Annotated in this window: 18 protein-coding genes; 7 read left to right on the top strand and 11 right to left on the bottom strand. The window is 56.9% G+C overall.

Going from position 1 to position 20,764, the window contains the following annotated elements:
* Window positions 1-98 precede the first annotated feature (98 nt).
* Window positions 99-1,667, top strand: coding sequence for an ABC transporter substrate-binding protein (locus tag GS636_RS00540; RefSeq protein ID WP_171668090.1), 1,569 nt, complete (start codon window positions 99-101; stop codon window positions 1,665-1,667).
* 52 nt (window positions 1,668-1,719) lie between these two features.
* Here the strand turns inward: GS636_RS00540 and GS636_RS00545 are convergent, their stop codons facing one another.
* The 4 genes from GS636_RS00545 to GS636_RS00560 all read right to left on the bottom strand — a co-directional run bounded on the left by GS636_RS00545 (window position 1,720) and on the right by GS636_RS00560 (window position 5,708).
* Window positions 1,720-3,027 carry an HlyC/CorC family transporter gene (locus GS636_RS00545; protein WP_171668091.1) on the bottom strand — a complete coding sequence of 436 codons (1,308 nt, stop codon included), beginning with the start codon at window positions 3,025-3,027 and terminating at the stop codon, window positions 1,720-1,722.
* A gap of 62 nt (window positions 3,028-3,089) precedes the next feature.
* Complete coding sequence (locus GS636_RS00550) at window positions 3,090-4,046, bottom strand: site-specific tyrosine recombinase XerD (RefSeq protein WP_171668092.1); 957 nt, start codon at window positions 4,044-4,046, stop codon at window positions 3,090-3,092.
* A 2-nt stretch (window positions 4,047-4,048) separates the two neighbouring features.
* The gene (locus tag GS636_RS00555) at window positions 4,049-5,569 is read right to left on the bottom strand and encodes a hypothetical protein (RefSeq protein ID WP_171668093.1); all 1,521 of its coding nucleotides are present in this window, start codon (window positions 5,567-5,569) and stop codon (window positions 4,049-4,051) included.
* A complete protein-coding gene (locus GS636_RS00560) occupies window positions 5,559-5,708 on the bottom strand; it encodes a hypothetical protein (RefSeq protein ID WP_171089619.1) in 150 nt (49 codons plus the stop codon). The genes GS636_RS00555 and GS636_RS00560 overlap by 11 nt, the downstream gene beginning before the upstream one ends.
* 79 nt (window positions 5,709-5,787) lie before the next feature.
* Between GS636_RS00560 and GS636_RS00565 the strand changes: the two genes are divergently transcribed.
* Window positions 5,788-6,375, top strand: a complete 588-nt coding sequence (locus tag GS636_RS00565) for a shikimate kinase (protein ID WP_171668094.1) — start codon at window positions 5,788-5,790, stop codon at window positions 6,373-6,375.
* Entirely contained in the window at window positions 6,375-7,487 is a 1,113-nt protein-coding gene (gene aroB, locus GS636_RS00570) for a 3-dehydroquinate synthase (protein ID WP_171668095.1), read from the top strand. Before GS636_RS00565 ends, aroB begins: the two co-directional genes overlap by 1 nt.
* Before the next feature lie 9 nt (window positions 7,488-7,496).
* Here the strand turns inward: aroB and GS636_RS00575 are convergent, their stop codons facing one another.
* Together GS636_RS00575 and ssb are read right to left on the bottom strand one after the other, a co-directional pair.
* Window positions 7,497-8,567 carry a site-2 protease family protein gene (locus GS636_RS00575; RefSeq protein ID WP_171668096.1) on the bottom strand — a complete coding sequence of 357 codons (1,071 nt, stop codon included), beginning with the start codon at window positions 8,565-8,567 and terminating at the stop codon, window positions 7,497-7,499.
* Between the two features lie 18 nt (window positions 8,568-8,585).
* On the bottom strand, window positions 8,586-9,074 hold the full coding sequence (gene ssb / locus GS636_RS00580; protein ID WP_171174437.1) for a single-stranded DNA-binding protein: 489 nt from the start codon (window positions 9,072-9,074) through the stop codon (window positions 8,586-8,588).
* A gap of 203 nt (window positions 9,075-9,277) precedes the next feature.
* Here ssb and GS636_RS00585 point away from each other — a divergent pair, with 203 nt between their 5' ends.
* The 3 genes from GS636_RS00585 (at window position 9,278) to GS636_RS00595 (ending at window position 12,031) form a co-directional block, all read left to right on the top strand.
* Window positions 9,278-9,856: a lytic transglycosylase domain-containing protein gene (locus tag GS636_RS00585; protein ID WP_171668097.1), complete on the top strand. Its 579-nt coding sequence runs from the start codon at window positions 9,278-9,280 to the stop codon at window positions 9,854-9,856.
* A 96-nt stretch (window positions 9,857-9,952) separates the two neighbouring features.
* Window positions 9,953-10,915 carry a LuxR C-terminal-related transcriptional regulator gene (locus tag GS636_RS00590; protein WP_171668098.1) on the top strand — a complete coding sequence of 321 codons (963 nt, stop codon included), beginning with the start codon at window positions 9,953-9,955 and terminating at the stop codon, window positions 10,913-10,915.
* Between the two features lie 129 nt (window positions 10,916-11,044).
* Window positions 11,045-12,031 carry an MBL fold metallo-hydrolase gene (locus tag GS636_RS00595; protein ID WP_171668099.1) on the top strand — a complete coding sequence of 329 codons (987 nt, stop codon included), beginning with the start codon at window positions 11,045-11,047 and terminating at the stop codon, window positions 12,029-12,031.
* A gap of 120 nt (window positions 12,032-12,151) precedes the next feature.
* Here the strand turns inward: GS636_RS00595 and GS636_RS00600 are convergent, their stop codons facing one another.
* From GS636_RS00600 to miaA, 5 genes are all read right to left on the bottom strand, one after another.
* The gene (locus GS636_RS00600) at window positions 12,152-14,239 is read right to left on the bottom strand and encodes an ABC transporter ATP-binding protein (RefSeq protein ID WP_171668100.1); all 2,088 of its coding nucleotides are present in this window, start codon (window positions 14,237-14,239) and stop codon (window positions 12,152-12,154) included.
* Window positions 14,240-14,330: 91 nt separating this feature from the next.
* Window positions 14,331-15,794, bottom strand: a complete 1,464-nt coding sequence (locus GS636_RS00605; RefSeq protein WP_171668101.1) for an ABC transporter permease — start codon at window positions 15,792-15,794, stop codon at window positions 14,331-14,333.
* 13 nt (window positions 15,795-15,807) lie between these two features.
* A complete protein-coding gene (locus GS636_RS00610; RefSeq protein ID WP_171089639.1) occupies window positions 15,808-16,854 on the bottom strand; it encodes an ABC transporter permease in 1,047 nt (348 codons plus the stop codon).
* Between the two features lie 136 nt (window positions 16,855-16,990).
* Window positions 16,991-18,661: an ABC transporter substrate-binding protein gene (locus tag GS636_RS00615; RefSeq protein WP_171089641.1), complete on the bottom strand. Its 1,671-nt coding sequence runs from the start codon at window positions 18,659-18,661 to the stop codon at window positions 16,991-16,993.
* Window positions 18,662-18,991: 330 nt separating this feature from the next.
* Window positions 18,992-19,897 (bottom strand): tRNA (adenosine(37)-N6)-dimethylallyltransferase MiaA, encoded by a 906-nt coding sequence (gene miaA / locus GS636_RS00620; RefSeq protein WP_171668102.1) that lies wholly within the window; start codon window positions 19,895-19,897, stop codon window positions 18,992-18,994.
* 97 nt (window positions 19,898-19,994) lie between these two features.
* Between miaA and pyrH the strand changes: the two genes are divergently transcribed.
* Window positions 19,995-20,747: a UMP kinase gene (pyrH, locus tag GS636_RS00625; RefSeq protein WP_171089645.1), complete on the top strand. Its 753-nt coding sequence runs from the start codon at window positions 19,995-19,997 to the stop codon at window positions 20,745-20,747.
* The last annotated feature ends 17 nt before the right edge of the window (window positions 20,748-20,764 follow it).

Genomic DNA, 20,764 nt, shown 5'->3' on the forward strand with positions numbered 1-20,764 from the left:
CGGGATAGACGCGCCTGAGGTCGGTCACGCGCCTGTTACAGAATCAATCTAAGGGCCGCGCGACTGCACCTTCATGAGACACTCAGATAGGAAATGAAATGAGTAAATTCGATCTCAACCCCCAAGCGCTGAGCCGCCGGGAATTCATGGCGAAATCCGCGGCCCTGGGCCTGAGCGCAGCTGTGGCCAGCACGATCTGGGCCGAAGCGGGTCTGGCGGACACGCCTAAGAAAGGGGGACACTTTGTTCTGGGTTTGAAAGGGGGCGAAAGCACCAACACGCTGGATCCTGCCCTGTCGGCGTCGCATGTGACCGCCAAGGCGCTGCGAGCGTTTGGCAACACGCTGACCGTTGTCACTGCGGAGGGCGGCATTGCCCCAAGCATCGCAGAAAGCTGGGAAGCAACAGAAGATGGCAAGGTCTGGACCTTCCGTATCCGCAAAGGCGTAGAGTTCCACAACGGCAAAACCCTGACGCCAGAGGATGTTCAACTGACGTTGGCACGCCACTCGAACGAGGACGCTCAATCCGGTGCGCTGGGGATCATGCGCGGGATCGAGGATATTCGGGTCGATGGAGACAACGTGGTCATCACCCTGACCACTCCGAATGCTGACCTGCCTTATCTGATGTCGGATTATCACCTGATCATGCAGCCGGGCGGCGGCATGGACAACCCGGCAGACGGGATTTCGACCGGGGCCTATAAGGTGGTCGCGGATGAACCGGGTGTGCGTTACGCATTTGAAAAGTTCGCCAACCACTGGGATGAAAGCGTTGGCCACTACGACAGCCACGAGATTTTGGTTCTGAACGATGATACCGCCCGCTCTGCTGCTCTGCAAGCGGGGCAGGCGCACGCGATCAACGTCGTTCCGCCACGCACCGCCAAACTGTTTGGTCGCGCACCAGGCGTAACGCTCAACGCATCGTCGGGCCGTGGGCACTACATCTTTGTCATGCATTGCGACACCGCGCCTTTCGACAACAAGGACCTGCGTTTGGCGCTGAAATACGCCATCAACCGCGAGGAACTGGTGGACAAGGTGCTGCGCGGCTATGGCTCGGTTGGCAATGATATTCCGATCAACGAAGCCTATCCTCTGTTCGACGACTCGATGGAGCAGCGTGCGTTTGATCTGGCCAAAGCTGCTGAACACTACAAGGCGTCCGGGCATGACGGATCACCAATCGTACTTCACGTCTCAGACGCGGCATTTGCTGGTGCGATCGACGCGGCGCAGCTGTTTCAGCTGTCAGCGCAAGAGGCGGGCATCCCGCTGGAAATCCAGCGGGAACCGGCAGATGGCTATTGGTCCGAGGTGTGGAACAACAAGCCGTTCTGCGCGTCTTATTGGGGCGGGCGCCCGGTGCAGGACCAGATGTGGTCCGTCGGTTACCTGTCCACAGCAGACTGGAACGATACCCGCTTCAAAAACGAGCAGTTCGACGCCCTGCTGCTGAAGGCGCGCGCCGAGTTGGACGAGAGCAAGCGCAAAGAGATCTACGGTCAGATGGCCCGGATCGTCTGGGAAGAAGGCGGTCTGATCAACCCGATGTTCAACCAGTTCATTGACGGGTATTCGGACAAGGTGACGGGTTGGTCCGCGCATGCAAACGGCGACCTGATGGATGGTTACGTCGCCAGCCGGACCTGGTTCGCGTAAGTCTTTGACACCGACCGGTGCCCGGATTTGGGGCACCGGTTTCCGCTTAGCCTTAAAGCGGACGCACTTTCAATGCGGTGATGCGATTGCCTTCGCGAGCGGTGACCTCGAACCGGAATCCGTGGAACGAAAACACCTGACCCACGACCGGAATCATCTGTGCCTCGTGTATGACCAAACCTGCAAGGGTGTTGGCTTCTTCATCCGGCAAGGACCAGTCCAGCGCACGGTTGGCGTCGCGGATGGTCATGGCACCTTCCACAAGGAACTGACCATCATCTGTGCGAGTGACCGGCACCTCTTCTTCGATGTCAAATTCGTCTGCGATTTCGCCTACGATCTCTTCCAGAATATCTTCCAGCGTAATCAGGCCGCGCAAAGATCCGTATTCGTCTACCACCAGTGCAAAATGGCTGTGCATCCGCAGGAATTCACGCATCTGGTCGTCCAGAGTGGTGGTTTCCGGTACGAAATAGGGGTCATTGGCAACTTTACCGATATCAAAGCTGGCCAGACGGTCAGTGCCGCCATCGCTGCCACCGGCTTGCGCATACATGGCGCGGAACAAGTCTTTGGCGTGCACAACACCCACAATGTTCTCCGGTTCGTCCCGAAAGACGGGCAGGCGCGTATGTGGGCTTTCCAGACATTGCTTCAGGATCGCTTCGGGTGCGGCGTCGGCATCAATCATCTCGATGTTCGAGCGGTGCAACATGATCTCTTCCACCGCGCGGTCACCCAGATCCAGCGCGCCCAGAATTCGGTCGCGGTCTTCCTTTTCGACCACGCCTTCGGAATGGCCAAGTTGTAGGGCTCCGGCGATTTCCTCGCGCACGGCCAGAATGTTGCTATCGGGGTCGATCTGCACCCCAAACAGGCGCAAGACACCGCGCACCAGCAATCGCACAGCGGCAACGATAGGCGAAAACACCGTTACAACCACGCTGATGATTGGTGCAACCGCAGATGCAGCTTTTTCAGAATTGGTGATGGCGTAGGTCTTCGGCAGCACTTCGGCAAAGATCAAAACCAGCAAGGTCATCACCAACGTTGCCAAGGCCACGCCGCTTTCACCAAACAGTCGTGTGAAAAGTGCAGTCGCCAGCGACGCCGCCAGAATGTTGACCAGGTTATTGCCCAGTAGAACCGATCCGATCAGACGCTCGTTATCATCGGTGATCTCGAGCGCCTTTTTTGCCCCGCGTGATCCTTTGTCGGCCTGCGCCCTGAGTTTTCCGCGAGAAGAGGCCGTAAGCGCTGTTTCCGAGCCAGAAAAGAAGCCGGACAAGACGAGCAAAAGGAGGATAGCACCAGAGGTAAACCAGAAAGTGCTGTCGATCAGAGAAGGTGAGGGTTCCATTGGTCCTTGAGAGTTAGAGTTCTGCATCCGTTATGGGGATGCCACCCCGCCGGATCAAGGGCTTAGCCTTCGTCTTTCTTGGGGTCTTTGCTCAGCGGGTGATGCTGCAACACCAGTTCCGCCAGACGTTCGTCCAGAACATGGGTGTAAATCTCGGTTGTTGCGACGTCGGCGTGACCCAACAGGGTCTGGATCGAACGCAGATCAGCGCCATTGGCCAGAAGATGCGTGGCAAAGGCATGTCGCAATGTGTGTGGCGTGACTTTTTCGGGTGAAACACCGCCGTGTACGGCCAGTTCCTTGACCAGCAGAAAGAACCTGTGTCGCGTCAGATGGCCCGATTTTCCGCGCGAAGGGAACAAAAAGCGGGACCGTTGGCCACCTTTCTCCACGGTCTGCTCTTCGGCGTCGTCGCGCACGGTCAGCCAAGCGGCCAATGCATCCCGCGCGGGTGGGGACAGGGGCACCATCCGTTCCTTGCCGCCTTTGCCCAGCACCAGCAGCATACGCGGATCGCCGCGCGCCGAAGAGACGGGCAAGGACACAAGCTCGGTCACGCGCATGCCGGTCGCATAAAGCAATTCCATCAGACATGTGTTGCGCACGCGGTCCGCCTGGGTGCGTCCGGTTTGCCGTGCGGCGTCCAGCAGCCGGTCCACCTCGGACACATCCAAAGTTTTTGGAAGACGTTTCTGCCGCCCCGGACCTTTGATTTGAATGGCGGGGTTCACGTCGCGCCAACCTTCCTCAAAAGCAAACCGATAGAGTTGCTTGATGGCCGACAAGCGCCTTGCACGCGTTGATCGGGACAATCCCTGCGCATCGCAGTCGATCAGGTAGGCTTCGATCTGATCACGGTCGGCCTGTTCAAACCCGGTGGTTCTGTGCTCCAGCCAAGCGGCAAGATCTTTCAGATCACGACCATAAGCCAGCAACGTGTTTGTCGCCGCGCCAAGTTCAGCCGCCTGTGCTTGCAGGAAGGTTGAGATCCAAAGCTCGTTAGATGCCGGACCGTTCATGGTCACTGCTCTTGCAGGATCAATAGTGTCAGGGCGGCGCGGCGGGCTGTATCCTCTAACCCCACCTTTCTAAAGGTCGCGATTGCTCCGGTCAGATCCACCAGATTACCGCGCGCGCCATGGGCAAACAGTTGCATTGCTTCCAAAATGGCCTCGCCCAACTGACCGTTGGACAGCAGTGTGTCGATATCACTGGGTACGGGTGCCGACCATTCAAACCCTTGTGCGATGGCATCTGCCTTGGGTGAAGGCGATATGGCCCGGCCAGGATCGCCCTGGGCAAGCGCCGCCAGGAACAAAGTGTCGGTCGAACTGTCCGGTGTCGCAAGGGCCGCGCGTTCGTACATGTCCGACAACATCAGGATGCGCCATCGCAGGTTTTCAGTCGCGGGCACTGGTAAGGAAACCTGCGATAAACGTTCTGCGAAAAGCTCTGCAAAGGGAACCTCAAGGCCCACACTGCGCATTTGTTGCCAAACAGCAGGCAGTGTTTTTCCGATGGCGTCCGCGTTGCCCGTGTCCAACGCGCTTTCAAACCGTTGTACTGCCGAAACTCGGTCCCAGACAGCGCCGGATGCGGCGGGATCACGTTCGGTGTAAAGGCCCAAAAGCTGATTTGGGGTCAAAGCGCCAATCCGCGTCAGCCGTTCTGCGGCTTCAATCTGGGCTTTCCAGCCTGCAACGTCGCGCAGATCTGCGTTTGCAAATGCACGAGGTAAAGGTGCCGATGGCAGGCGTTCTCCGATAGCCTCGAACAGGCGGAAGTTCAGCGGGTCGGGGGCCTCGGGCTGCGGCAGATATGCCGCGTCTTCGTACAACTCGGGGCTGAGAAACCGATCAAGAACCGCCAATTCTTCTGGTGGAAGAAGCTCTAGCGCATGTGCGGCTTCCAGGGTCAGCGCTGCGGACACCCAATCCCCGCGTCGGGCTTTGCAAAAGATCTGCGCCGCATAGTCCCGCGACAGATGCGGTTCAGCAATAAGCGCAGTGCAGCTGCGGTCTTCATCGCCGGTCAGCAATGTCGCGTCAAACCAGCGTTGAAACCGCTCTTGCGTGTCCGTCGGCCCAGCCAATTGCACAAGCGACTGCGCCGGATCTGCAGCACCCAGTTGCATCAGCCGATCCAGACGCGCCAACAGTAAAACCTCATGCGCGTCTGACCCGGATGGGGCGCGTGTTTCTGACAAAAGCAACGTGAACAACAAGCGCTGCATGGCGGGGTTGTGACGGACCGGGGTCTTGGCAATCAGGTCAGCCAGACGCTTGGGATCACTGCTTTGCCAAAGATCAATCGGAAGGCCGGTCACAGATGATGACACAAGACCGAGCGGACGCGACAAGGCTTCCAATGAGGTGACTTCGATATCCGGCAACGCGCCGTTCTGCGTCACTGGCGGTTCCAACAGAACAGTTCCGGGCAGGTTTTCAGGAGGGTTTGTCAGCCATTCGATGGCCGACAAAGGGTCCTGTGCCTGCGCCGATCCTGCCAGAAAGATGGCGAAAAGCGCCGGTTTAGTTGACATCCAGTTCGACCGGTTCGCGGATTTCACTTTGAGGCGCCGAAAAATCCGCGCCGAAGAACGGCCCGACATAGGCATAAGCCACCAGCCCAATGAAACCCAGGCAAAGAACATATATCACGAATTTGATCAGACGGCCCATGGCCCCACGCTGCCTCAATTTTTGATTTTGGCCAAGTTATAACTGGCATTTTTCCCAAGATCACGTCATTCACGGTGAAATGAGCGAAATTAAGCATAACACGCACATCTCGGACACACAGGGCAGATTTCATCTGCATAAAACCGTGGTTCTGGTGGGGATGATGGGGGCAGGCAAGACCGCTGTGGGCCGCGCCTTGGCCGCGCGCCTTGGCGTTCCGTTTTTGGACAGCGACGCTGAGATCGAATCAGCCGCCAACATGACCATCCCGGAAATCTTCGAACGGGATGGCGAACCCTTTTTCCGTGCGAAAGAAACGCAGGTTATCGGACGTCTTCTGGGGGAGAAAAAGGGCATCCTGTCCACCGGAGGAGGGGCGTTTCTGCAACCTCAGAATCGCCTTGCAATCAGCCAGAAGGGCGCTTCGGTCTGGCTTCGGGCCGACCTGAACGTTTTGTGGAACCGGGTACGTCACAAAGACACGCGTCCGTTGCTTCGAACGGCTGATCCTTATGCGACACTAAAGGCTCTCTACGAGGCGCGCGTGCCCGTTTATGCCGAGGCGGATTTGATCGCAGAGTCGGATGGCGAAACCTCGATCGAAAATATGGTGGACAGGGTTGTCGACGCTTTGTTGGCGCGCCCCGATGTTTTGGAACTGAAGTAATGCATCAAACAGTACATGTGGATCTGGGCGACCGTTCGTATGATGTTGAAATCGGGCCGGATCTGCTGGCGCGGGCAGGAGAGTGGATTTCGCCCTTGCTACCGCGCCCCAAAGTCGCTGTCCTAACCGATGAAAACGTGGCTGACCTGCATTTGGACGCGTTGCGCGCGGGGCTCAGCGCTGCGGGGATCGAGATGACCGCGCTGGCTTTGCCCGCTGGCGAGGCCACAAAAAGCTGGCCATATTTCGAACGCGCGGTTGAATGGCTGCTGGCCGAGAAAGTCGAACGCCGTGACGTGGTTGTGGCTTTGGGTGGTGGTGTCATTGGCGACCTAGCAGGTTTTGCTGCGGCTGTCCTGCGCCGCGGGGTCAGGTTTGTGCAGATCCCCACCTCGCTGCTGGCACAGGTCGACAGCTCGGTTGGGGGTAAAACCGGGATCAATGCGCCTCAGGGCAAAAACCTGATTGGGGCGTTCCATCAACCTTCACTCGTTCTGGCGGATACATCGGTTCTGGGGTCCATGACCCAGAGGGATTTTCTGTCGGGCTATGGCGAGGTCGTGAAATACGGTCTGCTGGGTGACGCGGAATTCTTTGACTGGCTCGAACAAAACGGCCCAAGTGTGTCCGCCGGAGACGTGGCGGCGCGGGTGCGGGCTGTCACGCGTTCTGTGCAGATGAAAGCCGATATCGTTGCGCGGGATGAAACCGAACAGGGTGATCGTGCTTTGCTGAACTTGGGGCATACGTTCTGCCACGCGCTTGAGGCGGCAACAGGCTATTCCGACCGGCTGCTGCATGGCGAAGGCGTCGCCATCGGCTGTGCGCTTGCGTTTGAACTGTCCTCGCGTCTTGGCCTGTGTTCGCAGGAAGACCCAAGCCGGGTGCGGGCGCATCTGCGAGCTATGGGGATGAAAACCGACCTTGCCGATATTCCGGGTGATCTACCAAGTGCCGACGCGCTGGTGGAACTGATGGGGCAGGACAAGAAGGTTGTGGATGGGCAATTGCGCTTCATCCTCGCGCGCGGCATCGGTCAGGCTTTTGTTACATCTGATGTTCCGAAAGACGCTGTTCTGTCAGTCCTGTCAGACGCTTTGGCGACGGCGTGAAACAGGGCCCTAGCGGCCCTGAATCACCATGAGTTCACCGATATTCTCACGGGTGATATAGCCCACCATGCGCCCGTCCTGCGTGACAACCGCGATAGCCGGAGCGCCTTTGTGTAAATGCGCCAACACGCCCTCGAGCCCTGTCGTTAGCGAAACCGAAGGTATATCGGCATCCATCACCGAAAGTGCAGCGGTTGATCTGGGCAAATCGCTGGCCAGAGCTGTGAACAAACGGTTTCGGGTCACAAAGCCCAACAGCGTATGGTCGGTATCCAGAATCGGAAACTCGTGCTGTGTCGTATGAATGACGGCTTGCGCCGCCGTGCTGAGCGTGTCGCTGGGGGATAAGGCGTGAAACTCGGTGATCATGGCGTCCCGTGCCAATACGCGGCGGGCGGCGGATCGCAGTGCAACATCCTGGCTTTCGGCATTGGCGGCAACGAACACAAACACTGCAATCAGGACAAGAATGGGGTTCGCAGAGCTAAGCCCAAGGAAACCAAGCCCAACGGCGACGATTTGGCCAGCAATTGCTGCCACGCGGGTGGCTTTGACCCGGTCCATACGCAAGCAGAGCAGGGCGCGGAATACGCGGCCCCCGTCCATGGGAAAAGCGGGTATCATATTGAACGCCGCCAGCAGCAGGTTGATATAGGCCAGCCTGTCCAACAACCCTGTGCCGGGCGCGTCTATTTGCGAAAAGGTTTCAAAGGGCGTCCCCGCGCCAAGGGCAACAAGCACGATCCAGATGACGATATTCACTGCAGGACCCGCAAGCGCCACATAGACCTCTTGCATCGGTTTTTCCGGCATGCGTTCAAGCCGGGCCAACCCACCGATGGGCAGCAGAGTAATGTCAGGGGTTTTGATACCATAGCGCCGGGCCATGAGGGCATGGCCAAATTCATGCGCAACCACACAAGCAAATAGCGCAAGCACAAAAACAAGGTGGTCGATGGCCGCCGGAAGACCGCCCACGGAATAGGCTGCAAAGCCGACCCAGGCCAACAGCAGAAAGAAGGTGACATGGACCCTCAGTTCGGACCCGAGCAACCGGCCGAGAGAGAAGGACCATGTCATGTTGTATCTCCGTTTCGTTTAGAACGGAATCTCGTCGTCGTCGATTCCACCCGATGCAGGCGCTGGTGAGCTGGACGGGCCACCGTAAGGGTCGCCGTAGCCACCGCCAGCTTGGCCGCCGCCATAACCACCGCCACTGCCGCCGCCACCTTCGCCACGGCTGTCCAGAAGGGTCAGTTCACCGCGATAGGGGCGCAGAACCACTTCGGTCGAATACCGGTCCTGACCGGACTGATCCTGCCACTTGCGGGTTTCCAGCTGACCTTCGATATAGACCTTGCTGCCCTTGCGCAAATATTGTTCGGCAATGCGGGCCAAAGGCTCTGAGAAGATGGCGACCGAATGCCATTCCGTACGTTCGCGACGCTCGCCTGTGTTGCGGTCTTTCCAGTTTTCCGAGGTGGCAATGCGCAGATTGCACACTTTGCCGCCGTTCTGAAACGACCGAACCTCGGGGTCGCGGCCAAGATTACCTACCAGAATGACCTTGTTGACTGAACCCGCCATGTAATTCCTCGTTCTGTTTCGCGTATATGCGCCGAATCCGGCGCGGCTTGTTTCGTGAGACCCTATACGGCCTGCATCGTGGTTGGAACACAGTTGATACAACAGTGTTCAACAAGAGTCTTACTTTGATGTTTACCAAGCTTTCATTTTTGTCGGGAATACCTATACTCCGACTGGTTTCTGATCGAGCAGGATTGGCATTGATGCGTTCTTGGGTTGCTGGGTTTACTGTTGTCTGCCTTGTGCTGGCTGTTGCGCCTGTGCAGGCGCAAACGCTGTCTACCAAAAGCCGAAAGGATATTTTCCTGAAGCAATCCAAAGTGTTGGATTCGCGCGCAGCCACGCAGTATCGGGATTCTGAGCGTCTCAAGCCCAAAACCTCGCGTGCGCAAACCAGCAAGCGTTATACCGGCAAGTATCGCGGCCAATATCTGGATCTGGCGCGTCAGGCAGCCCGGTTGCACAACATCCCCGAAGATCTGTTTCTGCGGCTCGTGCAGCAGGAAAGCGGTTGGAACCCGCAGGCGAAATCTCACAAAGGCGCGCTGGGACTGGCGCAGCTGATGCCTCAGACCGCCGAGCTTTTGGGGGTCAACCCACACGACCCAAAGCAAAACCTTGAGGGTGGGGCGCGTTATTTGTCGTGGCAGTATCGCAAGTTCAAATCGTGGCCGCTGGCCCTGGCCGCTTATAACGCGGGTCCAAAGGCGGTCGAAAAGCATGGTGGCATACCGCCATACAAAGAAACCCAGAACTACGTGAAGGTCATCTGGGGCGGCTAGGCATGATGCTGCGGCGCAGAGGGCGCGTTTCTTGATTCTCTGCATTCGGACCAACTAACCTGATCGGGTATCGCCCAGTCACAACTGAGGTCCGCCGTGCCCACTGATCATCCACAGATTCCAAAGGAAACGCTGGCCAACTGGCAACAATTGGTTGATCTGGTGGCTGAGTTGGCAGATGTGCCTGCAAGCCTGATCATGAAGACCGATGCGCCGGATCATGCGGTTCTGATTACATCGGACCATCCGGAAAACCCCTATCCGGTTGGGATGAGTTTTCAGTTGAATCCCAAGCTCTATTGTCAGGGTGTGCTTCAACGGGACGGAGAACTGGTGGTCGAGGATGCCTCCTGTGACCCGGTTTGGTCCGATAACGAAGACCTGGAACACGGGATGACGTTCTACATCGGGCTGCCCTTGAAGTGGCCGGACGGATCGGTGTTTGGCACAATCTGCGTTCTTGATCGCAAACAAAACCGCAGGGCGTTGTTGTTTCGCGAAGGGTTGACCCAGTTTGCGCGCATGGTCGAGTCAGATTTGGCTTTGTTGCAAGAGGTTTACCTGCGTCGCGCACTGGAAGAAAAGCTGAACGAAACGCTGGCGCAACTTGAAACCCGTGTCTCGGACCGCACCCGTGAGTTGCAGGAAACCAACACCGCATTGCGGGTATTGCTGTCCAGTCTGGAGGATGATCGAAAGAGCCGCGATCTCGAGATCGTCGAACAGGTCCGTGGCCGGGTTTTGCCGTATCTTGAGAAAGTGCGCGCACAGTTTGCCGATGACGAGGCACAGAATGTCTATCTCGATCTGGCTGAAAAAAACCTGAGCGAGATTACGTCGTCTCTGTCAGATAAACTAACAGACGCATTTGCGGTCATGACCCCGACCGAGATTGAGATTGCGCAGATGGTCATGTTTGGAAAAACAACCAAAGACATTGCCAAGGCTCTGTCCCGAGAGACGTCGACAATCGATTTCCACCGCAACAACATCCGCCGAAAGCTGGGTCTTGAAGGGCGCGACCAAAACCTGCGAAGCCATCTGCTCTCGATTTCGTGAACATCGAATATGGGGAATGCCCCCATATTTCACCCCTATTTTTTCGGTCTGAGCCAATATGCCTTGGCTTGTTACGCTCTGTCATGAGGTGCGGACGAACTGCACACATCCAACAGAGAGGAACATCCCATGGATCGCAAAGATCTGAAGCCGACCATCGTGAAAGGGGACAAGGATCATCTGGCACCGGGGCTTTCACGACGGTCGTTCTTCATGGCGGCAGGCGCTGCTGGTGTTGGCGCGACAGCTTCTGTCCTGGGGGCGAACCCAGCCCAAGCGCAATCACAGGCGTGGTTGCAACCCGGGAACAACAACCATGTGATCGACCTGCAGGGGTCCACCGGGCAGGCCAGCACCGGGGCGGTTGGTATCGATTATTACGGTCATTGCGCTATCAAGATCACGTCACCCAACGGGGCGACGGCTCTGTTCGATCCCTGGCGTGATGATCCGTCGGGGGCGTGGGGTTTGTGGTTCAGAAACGAGTTTCCTCAGATCCCTGTGGATATCACTTTGTCGACGCACGCGCATTTTGACCATGACGCAATTGAACGGCCAAGTTCGACCATGGTGCTGGACCGGATGGTAGGCAATTTTGAATTCGCCGATCTCAAGATCACCGGCTTTGCAGACAAGCACGCCTGCGTTGCGCCCGGGTGGTACGATTGGACCAATGCGCTGGCCGAGTTCGGGGCAGAAGCCTGTCCGCCGAACAATGTGGGCCACATGGATATGGTGGTCTATCTGGTTGAAACCGGCGGAATTCGAACGCTGATCTGGGGCGACAACCGTCACAACCCACCGCAGGAGTTCTGGGATGCCATCGGACAGGTGGATGTTCTGACGCTGCCAGTGGACGGATCTGAACATATCCTCAGCTTTGAGCAGGGCAATGATATTGTGTCCAAGCTCAAGCCTAAGGTTATCATTCCTACTCATTACCTGAACGAGGTCACCTCTTACACACTGACCACGCTGCAATCGGCGGACGATTGGGTGAAAGAGCAGCAAAGCTATAAAATGCTCGAAAGTGCCAGCTTGCAGCTTGAGGCCGGTGACGTTGCCGGAATGAACCAAGAATTCATGCACTTCGGAAACAATGTCATGACAGGCTGAGGACACACCGGGAACCGCCACTCACGCATATTTCTAAGCGCCGCCTGTCTCCCCACAAACCACGGCGCCAACAGAAAGGGCCGGTCAACGACCGGCCCTTTTTAGGTCTAGTTGGCAAGGTTACTCTGCGGCGACTTTGATCACCGGCTCCATCTTCGCCAGAATTTCTTCGGTTAGATGGCATTTCACCTGATGCCCATCCGCGAGGGTCTGCACCGGTGGCACATGAGATTCGCAGCGTCCATCCGGCACTTCGGACTTCCAGCGGCATCGTGTCTGGAACGGGCAACCCGGGGGCGGGTTCATGGCAGAAGGGATATCGCCTTCCAGGACGATATGCTGTTTCTCGATCGAGGTATCCGCAATTGGAACCGCACTCAGCAGCGCCTCGGTATAGGGGTGGTAAGGTGGGGCAAAAACCTGATCGGTGGTGCCCAGCTCGACCACATGGCCCAGATACATCACCATCACGCGGTCGCTGAGGTAACGCACAATGGACAAGTCGTGGCTGATGAACAGCAAGGTGGTTTTGTGCTCGCGCTGGATTTCCATCAGCAGGTCGGTCACGGCCGCCTGCACCGACACATCCAGGGCCGAGACCGGCTCGTCCGCTACCACAATGCGTGCATCACCGGCAAACGCGCGCGCGATACCCACGCGCTGCTTCTGACCACCCGACAACTGACGCGGCATCCGGTCTGCAAAGGCACGTGGCAGTTTCACAAGATCCAACAGCTCCAGCATCCGCTTCTTGCGCTCTGCCTCAGAGTTTCCGACGCCAAAAATCTCTAGCGCGCGAATAATCTGACGCCCCACGGTCATCGATGGGTTCAGCGTGTCGAATGGGTTCTGGAACACCATCTGAACTTCGCCAACGGTCTTGGCATCCCGTTCCTCAATGGGCACCTGTTCGATATTGCGGTTGTCCAGAAGGATTTGACCGTCCGTAGCTGTTTCAAGCCCCATCAGTACTTTGGCGAAGGTAGACTTGCCGCAGCCGGACTCGCCAACAATCGCAAGCGTTTCGGACTCGTGGGCCTCAAAACTCAGCGTCTCGTTGGCCTTAACAACCTTCGTTTCGCCGCCACCAAACAGAGCATTTGCCGCAACCTCGTAGTATTTCTTGAGGTTGTCCATTTTCAGGACGGTCCGACCGATCTCACCTTTTTCTTTCTGCTCACCCACGGTGATGGGGGCGTTCCAGTCGATTTCCTGGAATTTCAGACAGCGCGTGTGGTGCCTGTCGTTTCCGGGCACAGCCTCCATCAGAATGTCTTTTGCGTCGCAGCGCCCTTCTTCGAAATAGTCGCAGCGCGGCCCAAAGTTACAGCCTGGAGGCCGCTCATGGGGCAGGGGGAAGTTCCCCGGAATGGCTACCAGTGGGCGAGAGTTCTTGTCGGCACCCGGCAAAGGGATCGAGCGGAACAGCGCCTGCGTGTAGGGGTGTTGCATCTCGTCAAAGACGTCCTTGATCGAGCCGCGCTCGACCGCTTCACCCGAATACATCACGCACAGACGATCGCACGTTTCCAGCACCAGACCGAGGTTGTGCGAAATGAATAGCATCGACGTGCCGTACTTTTTACCCAGGTCCTTGACCAGTTCGACCACCGCGGCCTCAACAGTCACGTCCAACGCCGTTGTAGGCTCGTCCAGGATCAGCAGCGCCGGTTTTGACATCAGCGCCATCGCGATCACGATCCGCTGCTGTTGACCACCTGAAAGCTGATGCGGGAAAGAATTCAGCATACGCTCCGGGTCAGGCAGACGCACATCCGTCACCACTTCCAATGCCCGTGAATAGGCTTCTTCCGCACTCACGCCTTCGTGGATCATCGGCACTTCCATCAGCTGCTTGCCGATTTTCATCGCCGGATTCAGCGAGGCCATCGGTTCCTGATAGATCATCGCGATTTCATTGCCGCGAATGTCGCGCAATTCTTCCGCCGACATTTCCGCCAGATCCCGACCTTTGAACTTGATCGTACCACCCACGATCCGACCGTTCTTGCCCAGGTCCTGCATGACACCCAGCGCCACGGTTGATTTTCCGCACCCGGATTCGCCGACCAAGCCCACAGCCTCGCCGGGCTGCACACTGACCGAGAAGTCCATCACGGCGGGAATTTCCCGCAGGCGGGTAAAGAATGAAATTGACAGCTTGTCGATCTCCAGGATCGGGCCGTCATATTCCGCCATCTTGCTCATTTTGCTTACTCCTCACCAAATGCGGGGATCCCCTTCATCTGGCTAAAAATACCTCGGGGGTCCGGGGGCAGAGCCCCCGGCCTCGATCACATCAGTCCTTCAGACTTTCTTCGCGCAGACCGTCAGCCAGCAGGTTCAGACCAAGAACCAGCGACAGCAGGGCAAAGGCAGGCGGAAGGGCAGGGTGCAGGTAGATCGACAGAAGCTTGCGCCCCTCGTTGATCGTGGATCCCCAATCCGGGCTTTCAGGTGGAAGGCCTAGTCCGAAGAAACCCAAAGTTCCCAGAAGGATCGTTGTATACCCGATACGCAGACAGAAATCGACGATCAGTGGACCTCGCGCGTTGGGCAGGATCTCCCACAGCATGATGTACCAGGGTCCTTCGCCACGGGTTTGCGCCGCCGCGACGTAATCCCGGGTTTTGATGTCCAGTGCCAGACCACGCACGATACGGAATACCGTGGGCGAGTTGACGAACACAACTGAAACGAACACCACCAGAATACCGCCTGGAATGTCGAACAGATCCAGATAGGTGGGCAGGCCCCAAATTCGATAACTCTCGGTGTTGATGATGTAACCGCCAGTCGAGATCAGTGACAGGTACAACCATATCGCTACACCCAGAACCCCGATCAACAGAGGCGTGCGGAAATTCGGGCGCGTATAATAGCGCGAATTCAACAATACTCCGATGAACAGGATTGGGAAGATGAACAACACGGCTGCCATATAGTTCGGCACACCTGTCGCCACGATTTCCGGTGTCACCAACAGGTAGAACAGCAGAATGACCGGGAAAGCGAGGATCAGGTTTGCCAGAAACGACAGGAACGTGTCGAGGCGACCACCATAGTATCCCGCAGGCAGACCCAAGGTGATACCCACCATAAAGGCAAACATCGTCGCCAGTGGAGCAATCTGCACCACGATCCAGGCACCGCTGACCATGCGGCTGAATACGTCCCGTGCCAGATTGTCTCCGCCCAGAAGATACCAGGCAAACTGGCCTTCTTCAGGGTTTGGAATAGGCGTGCCGGGGACCTTGTTCTTCATGCCAGACAGCTGAACAAGCGGGTCATGTGTAACGATCAGGTCCAGTGCGCCGAAGATGCCGGTGAACACCCAGAACATCACAAGGCCAAAGCCGATCATGCCGATTGGGCTGTCGTAAAGTTTGCCATACAGTCCCAGGCGCCGTTTAAACGCGATGGACATGGCAAACATGATGATCAATGCCACCCAAACGGGCAGGAACTGCTGTGAAATCGCGCCGATTATTCCGGCGCCGGTGCCCATAAGGACACCAAGCACCAGATAAGCGAGCGCCAATCCGACACAGGCCAGGAAACTGTACTGCAACGCAAGGTTAATCAGGCCACGGATGCCGCCGCTCGAACTGACGGATCCATCCGAATTTACGACTATTTGCTGCTCTGGCAGAAAGATACTGGCAACGATCCACGTTACGATTGAGATAATCAGTGCAGCCAATGCGATCATCAACAATGGGTTCAGGAAGGCGATAGAGCCGGTCCAGGTCAATGGTTCCATAATCTCACCCTCCTTAAGAAATGCGGATACGCGGGTTAAGGTAAACGTAGCCGATATCCGAGATCAGCTGGGTGAACAGCACCACAAAAACCGACACGACAGAAATCGCCAGCAACAGCTGGATGTCATTGTTGCCTGCCGCCTGAACCAGCGCCCAGCCAAAGCCCTTGTAGTTAAACAGGGTCTCGACGATCACGACACCATTCAGCAGCCACGGGAACTGCAGCATGATGACCGTGAAAGGCGCGATCAGCGCATTACGTAACGCGTGCTTCATGACGATATTGCCGAAGGACACACCCTTGAGGCGCGCGGTTCGGATATATTGCGCGGTCATCACCTCGGTCATCGAGGCGCGCGTCATGCGGGCGATGTAACCCATCCCATAGAGCGAGATTGTCAGAACCGGCAGGAAGAAGTTCTCGAATGTCGGGTTTTCCATTGCCGACGTCGCCGTGCCCTTGAACCATTTCAGGCCGACGGTCGAAGAGGTGAAGATCGCGATGAAAATCACGCCGGATACATATTCAGGCGTCGCGGTCGTGATGATCGAGAAGGTCGACAGCGACCGATCCATGGCAGATCCTTCGCGCATCCCCGCCAGCACACCAACAAGCAGCGCCGAAGGCACCATCAGAACCAGAACCCAGAACATCAAGTAGCCGGTATTGCCAAGCCGCACACCGACGATTTTACCAACCTCGTCCTTGAAAACTGTGGAATAGCCCCAGTTTCCTTGCAGAACACCACAATAGCGGGGCGTGTTTTCCTCGGTCGAACCGGGTCGTACGCAAGAGCCCAGAAAAGTCCCGTCGTCCAGTGTTTTTGTGAAGCCCGGCATCACGCCAAGCCACTGGCCGTATTTGATCAGTGTGGGTTGCAGGTAGCCTCGATTGTCCAGCCAAGTTTCAACTTGCTCGTCTGACATCCGCTGGTTGCCTTGGGTTTTGGCCAGCTTTTCAAGGTTCGGGTAGAGGTTGGTCAAAAAGAAGACCACGAAAGTAAGACATAATGCCGTAAGTAGCATCACGCCGAACCGTCGGAGGATAAAGAGTCCCATGTTGGCCCCTGTTGTTCGGGTGTTCCGCAGATCAGTGGACCATTTTCTGGCCTCGGACATCCGACCCCGTGTCGGCAACGTCTGCGGCTGGAAAGGGGCGCCCGATCAGGCGCCCCTAGTGAGAAGCAGGCTGGCTTTACGCGGCCCAACCCCACTTATAGTGATGGTGCTCGAACGACACGTGCATGTCGGTACCGACCAGACCGTCCTTCATGTGACGATAGAGCGACCGCCAGTAAGGCTGGATTGTTACGCCTTCTTCTTGGATCATCGCTTCGCCCTTGGCGACCACTTCGCGCCGTTTGTCGGCATCCGCAATGGCCAGCGCTTGGGTTAGCAGCGCGTCGAACTCCGGGTTAGCCCATCCGAATTCGTTCCAAGCCTCTCCAGAACGATAGGCCAGTGCCCAAATCTGAACGCCCAACGGCCGGTGGTTCCAGTTGGTCGAACTGTACGGGTACTTCGCCCAGTCGTTCCAGAAGGTGTTGCCCGGAAGAACCGTCCGCTTGACCTTGATACCTGCGTCACGCAGCTGAGCGGCGACAGCGTCGGTTGTATTCCGACGCCAGTCGTCGTCGATCGAGATCAATTCGTGCTCGAAATCGGCCATGCCGGCCTCTTCCATAAGCTTGCGTGCACCTTCCGGATCAACTTTCTGCGGTGGCAGTTCGAAATAATCCGGGTGGATCGGGCCGACATGGTGATTTTCGGCAGGCGAGCCACGGCCACCAAAACCCAGCTCAAGGCAAACAGCGTTGTCTACGGCCATTTGCAACGCCTGACGCACACGTTTATCAGCGTAGGGCTGCTTGCCGTCGACTTCTGCCAGCTGGTTCGGGCGGATTACGATAGTGTTCATCGTGACAACCTCGGACTTTACATAGCCAAGACCGTCCATCACGTCGATGAATTCACCGACTGATTCATACAGCATGTCGACTTCGTCGGATTCCAATGCCGCCAACCAAGCAGACGGGTCGGTGCCGTAGTCAATATACTCGATGCTGTCCAGCGCCGGGCGACCAAAGACCTCTTCACCCCACCAGGTGTGGTTTTCGTTGCGTGTTAGTACGGCTTTCACGCCGACTTCCAACTCGCTCATCAGGTATGGGCCTGTGCCGACATTGTTCAGTAGGTCGGTTTCGTTGAACGAGCTGTGAACGATGGCCGCCGGATAGTCAGCCATACCCGCGATCAACGAGATGTCCGATGCAGGCAGGTTCAGTTGGACAGTATTTGCGTCAACAACCACGATACCACCTTCAACGGCCTGGCCTGTGTCCGCGTCAACCAGTGTCGCAAAACGACCAGCCATCGAGTTGGTTTCCGAGCTCTTGTCACACCAGCGCGCGACGTTGCGAGCCACGTCGTCCGCTGTGAAGTCGTCGCCGTTGTTCCACTTGACGCCCGGACGGACTTTCAGAGTGTAAACAGTCGCGTCTTCGTTGACTTCCCAGCCTTCCAGCAGCATGCCGCGGAATGTACCGTCCGAGTTGTACTCGACCAGATATTCCAGCGTTCCACGTGATACGTTGGCGATTTGCGACCAGTCATAAGTGCGCGGATCTTTCAGCGCGCGTACTTCCTGTTGAACGCGTAGGGTACCGCCTTCTTTCTTGGCATCTTCGCCTTCGGCGTAAGCTGGTGCTGCCATGCCGATCATGCCGTAGGCGGCGGCTGCGGTAACGCCCAGACCAGTGGCGCGGGCCAGGAACTCACGACGGCTCAGCTTGCCGTCACGGTATTCCTGTGCGTGCATCTCGGCCGCCCAGTGCACCTTGTCATTGGTGGTTACGTCATTCGTCATAGATGTCTCCCTGTGACATTAGATTTTGTTGATTGATTATGCTTCTACGCGACTTGGTTGTTACCTGTCGCCAGACTAAAGGGTTCTGATTGTTGGTCTCTGAGCATCCCCATGGCAGTATTCGGCACCAGAATTCAGGCTAGGTCAATGTTCGAATTCGTCATTGAGAGTACAAAAACGACATTCTCGCTATGTTGAACACCTTGCTTCGCAACTGCGGCGAGCTTTGGGTTTGTGCGGTACAGCTTCCATGTATGGCGCAAGGTCAGGGAAAAAAGTATTCAAAAACAATTTGTTATGAGATCTTTTTCGGACAAGTCCAGAAAGGAGTCAAGTTTGGTATAATTTTGAGGGGTCGATGTGATTCCATGCCTTCATGCGAGCTCGAAACCAGGTGCGTTGTCGTTTAGCGAATTGTCGTGTCGCAATCGTTGCGCGATCGCGGGCTTGATCGAGCGTCATTGAGCCGCTCAGATACGCTCTGAGCTCTGGTACCCCGATTGCTTTGCAGGCTGGCAGGTTGGGATCAAACCTGTCCAGCATTGCGCGTACCTCTTCAATAGCGCCTTGCTCTAGCATTTGATCAAACCGGCGTTCTATTCGTGCCAAAAGCCAAGCCTTATCAACGTCTAACACAATCGGCACTGTGTCTTTCAGATTCAGAACCGGCGGCGGAGTGTCGGACTGCCAGGACAGCAGGCTGCGTCCGGTGGCGCGCTGCACTTCCCAGGCGCGCTGCACACGCGCCCGGTTCTGTACGTCCAGACCGGCCAGTGTTTCATCATCGACCCCTGTAATGAGCTCAGGCAGTGAGATCTGGTCTGCCTCAGCCCGTATCTCTGCTGGGGTGGCAGGGATCTGTGCCATGCCTTTGGTCAGCGCGGTGAAATACAAACCGGTGCCGCCCACAATGATCGGGCGTTGCGCACCGCTCAGCAAGGGCGTTACCTCCCGCAGCCAATGCCCGGTCGAATAGTCCTGATCGTATGCAATGTGACCATACAGGCGATGTGGCGCGCGGGCTTCTTCTTCTTCTGACGGGCGCGCCGAGACAACCCGCCAGCAATCATACACCTGGCTGGCATCCGCGTTGACGATCACGCCACCAAATCGTTCGGCAACCTCAAGCGCCAGGGCGGATTTTCCGGAAGCGGTCGGACCTGCAATCAGGACCGGTTTGTCATCGGGAACAGGAGGCAGGTGTTGAAAATACTGTGCCGTTGATTGCTGGGTCATGTGCGGTTGCCTCAATCCTCACCAACCGCATTGAACCTGCGGAGCTTTTGCTTCATTTTGCGCCGGAAATTAAACCCGTGCCAGCCCGGAGCGCAACATGAGCCTTTCCCCTTCGTTAGAAACCGCTGAATCCCCGAAAACAAAGTATAACAGGGTGATGCTGAAAATCTCGGGCGAGGCGTTGATGGGAGATCAGGGATTCGGCCTGCACCCGCCAACAGTTCAGCGCATCGCGCAAGAAGTGAAGTCGGTTCACGATCTGGGCGTCGAGATCTGCATGGTCATTGGCGGCGGCAATATCTTCCGGGGGCTGAGCGGATCGGCGCAAGGAATGGAGCGGACCACAGCCGACTATATGGGTATGCTGGCCACTGTAATGAACGCACTGGGAATGCAGTCGGCACTAGAGGAAATCGGAGTGTTCACCCGCGTGATCTCGGCCATTCGCATGGATGAGGTGTGTGAACCCTATATCCGCCGCCGCGCGGTACGGCACCTAGAGAAAAAGCGGGTTTGCATTTTCGCTGCCGGCACCGGCAACCCGTATTTCACCACAGACACTGCAGCCACTCTGCGCGCCAATGAAATGGCGTGCGAGGCCATTTTTATGGGTAAAAACGGTGTTGATGGGGTTTATGACAAAGACCCCAAACAACACGCCGACGCCGTGCGGTATGACACCGTGACCTACGATGATGTTCTGGCCAAGCGCCTGCGCGTTATGGATGCCTCGGCCATTGCGCTGGCGCGCGACAACAATCTGCCTCTGATAGTCTTCGGTCTGGACGAACCCGGCGGATTCCGCGGAATTCTGGCGGGCGAGGGGACGTATACCAAAGTTCAGGGTTAAACCAGACGCTGAACCGC

It is taken from the genome of Ruegeria sp. HKCCD4884, assembly GCF_013110855.1.
Taxonomy (GTDB): domain Bacteria; phylum Pseudomonadota; class Alphaproteobacteria; order Rhodobacterales; family Rhodobacteraceae; genus Ruegeria.

Coding starts and splice junctions, on each gene's coding strand:
- GS636_RS00540 (WP_171668090.1), top strand. CDS start 99: ATGAGTAAATTCGATCTCAACCCCCAAGCGCTGAGCCGCCGGGAATTC.
- GS636_RS00545 (WP_171668091.1), bottom strand. CDS start 3,027: ATGGAACCCTCACCTTCTCTGATCGACAGCACTTTCTGGTTTACCTCT.
- GS636_RS00550 (WP_171668092.1), bottom strand. CDS start 4,046: ATGAACGGTCCGGCATCTAACGAGCTTTGGATCTCAACCTTCCTGCAA.
- GS636_RS00555 (WP_171668093.1), bottom strand. CDS start 5,569: ATGTCAACTAAACCGGCGCTTTTCGCCATCTTTCTGGCAGGATCGGCG.
- GS636_RS00560 (WP_171089619.1), bottom strand. CDS start 5,708: ATGGGCCGTCTGATCAAATTCGTGATATATGTTCTTTGCCTGGGTTTC.
- GS636_RS00565 (WP_171668094.1), top strand. CDS start 5,788: ATGAGCGAAATTAAGCATAACACGCACATCTCGGACACACAGGGCAGA.
- aroB (WP_171668095.1), top strand. CDS start 6,375: ATGCATCAAACAGTACATGTGGATCTGGGCGACCGTTCGTATGATGTT.
- GS636_RS00575 (WP_171668096.1), bottom strand. CDS start 8,567: ATGACATGGTCCTTCTCTCTCGGCCGGTTGCTCGGGTCCGAACTGAGG.
- ssb (WP_171174437.1), bottom strand. CDS start 9,074: ATGGCGGGTTCAGTCAACAAGGTCATTCTGGTAGGTAATCTTGGCCGC.
- GS636_RS00585 (WP_171668097.1), top strand. CDS start 9,278: ATGCGTTCTTGGGTTGCTGGGTTTACTGTTGTCTGCCTTGTGCTGGCT.
- GS636_RS00595 (WP_171668099.1), top strand. CDS start 11,045: ATGGATCGCAAAGATCTGAAGCCGACCATCGTGAAAGGGGACAAGGAT.
- GS636_RS00600 (WP_171668100.1), bottom strand. CDS start 14,239: ATGAGCAAGATGGCGGAATATGACGGCCCGATCCTGGAGATCGACAAG.
- GS636_RS00605 (WP_171668101.1), bottom strand. CDS start 15,794: ATGGAACCATTGACCTGGACCGGCTCTATCGCCTTCCTGAACCCATTG.
- GS636_RS00610 (WP_171089639.1), bottom strand. CDS start 16,854: ATGGGACTCTTTATCCTCCGACGGTTCGGCGTGATGCTACTTACGGCA.
- GS636_RS00615 (WP_171089641.1), bottom strand. CDS start 18,661: ATGACGAATGACGTAACCACCAATGACAAGGTGCACTGGGCGGCCGAG.
- miaA (WP_171668102.1), bottom strand. CDS start 19,897: ATGACCCAGCAATCAACGGCACAGTATTTTCAACACCTGCCTCCTGTT.
- pyrH (WP_171089645.1), top strand. CDS start 19,995: ATGAGCCTTTCCCCTTCGTTAGAAACCGCTGAATCCCCGAAAACAAAG.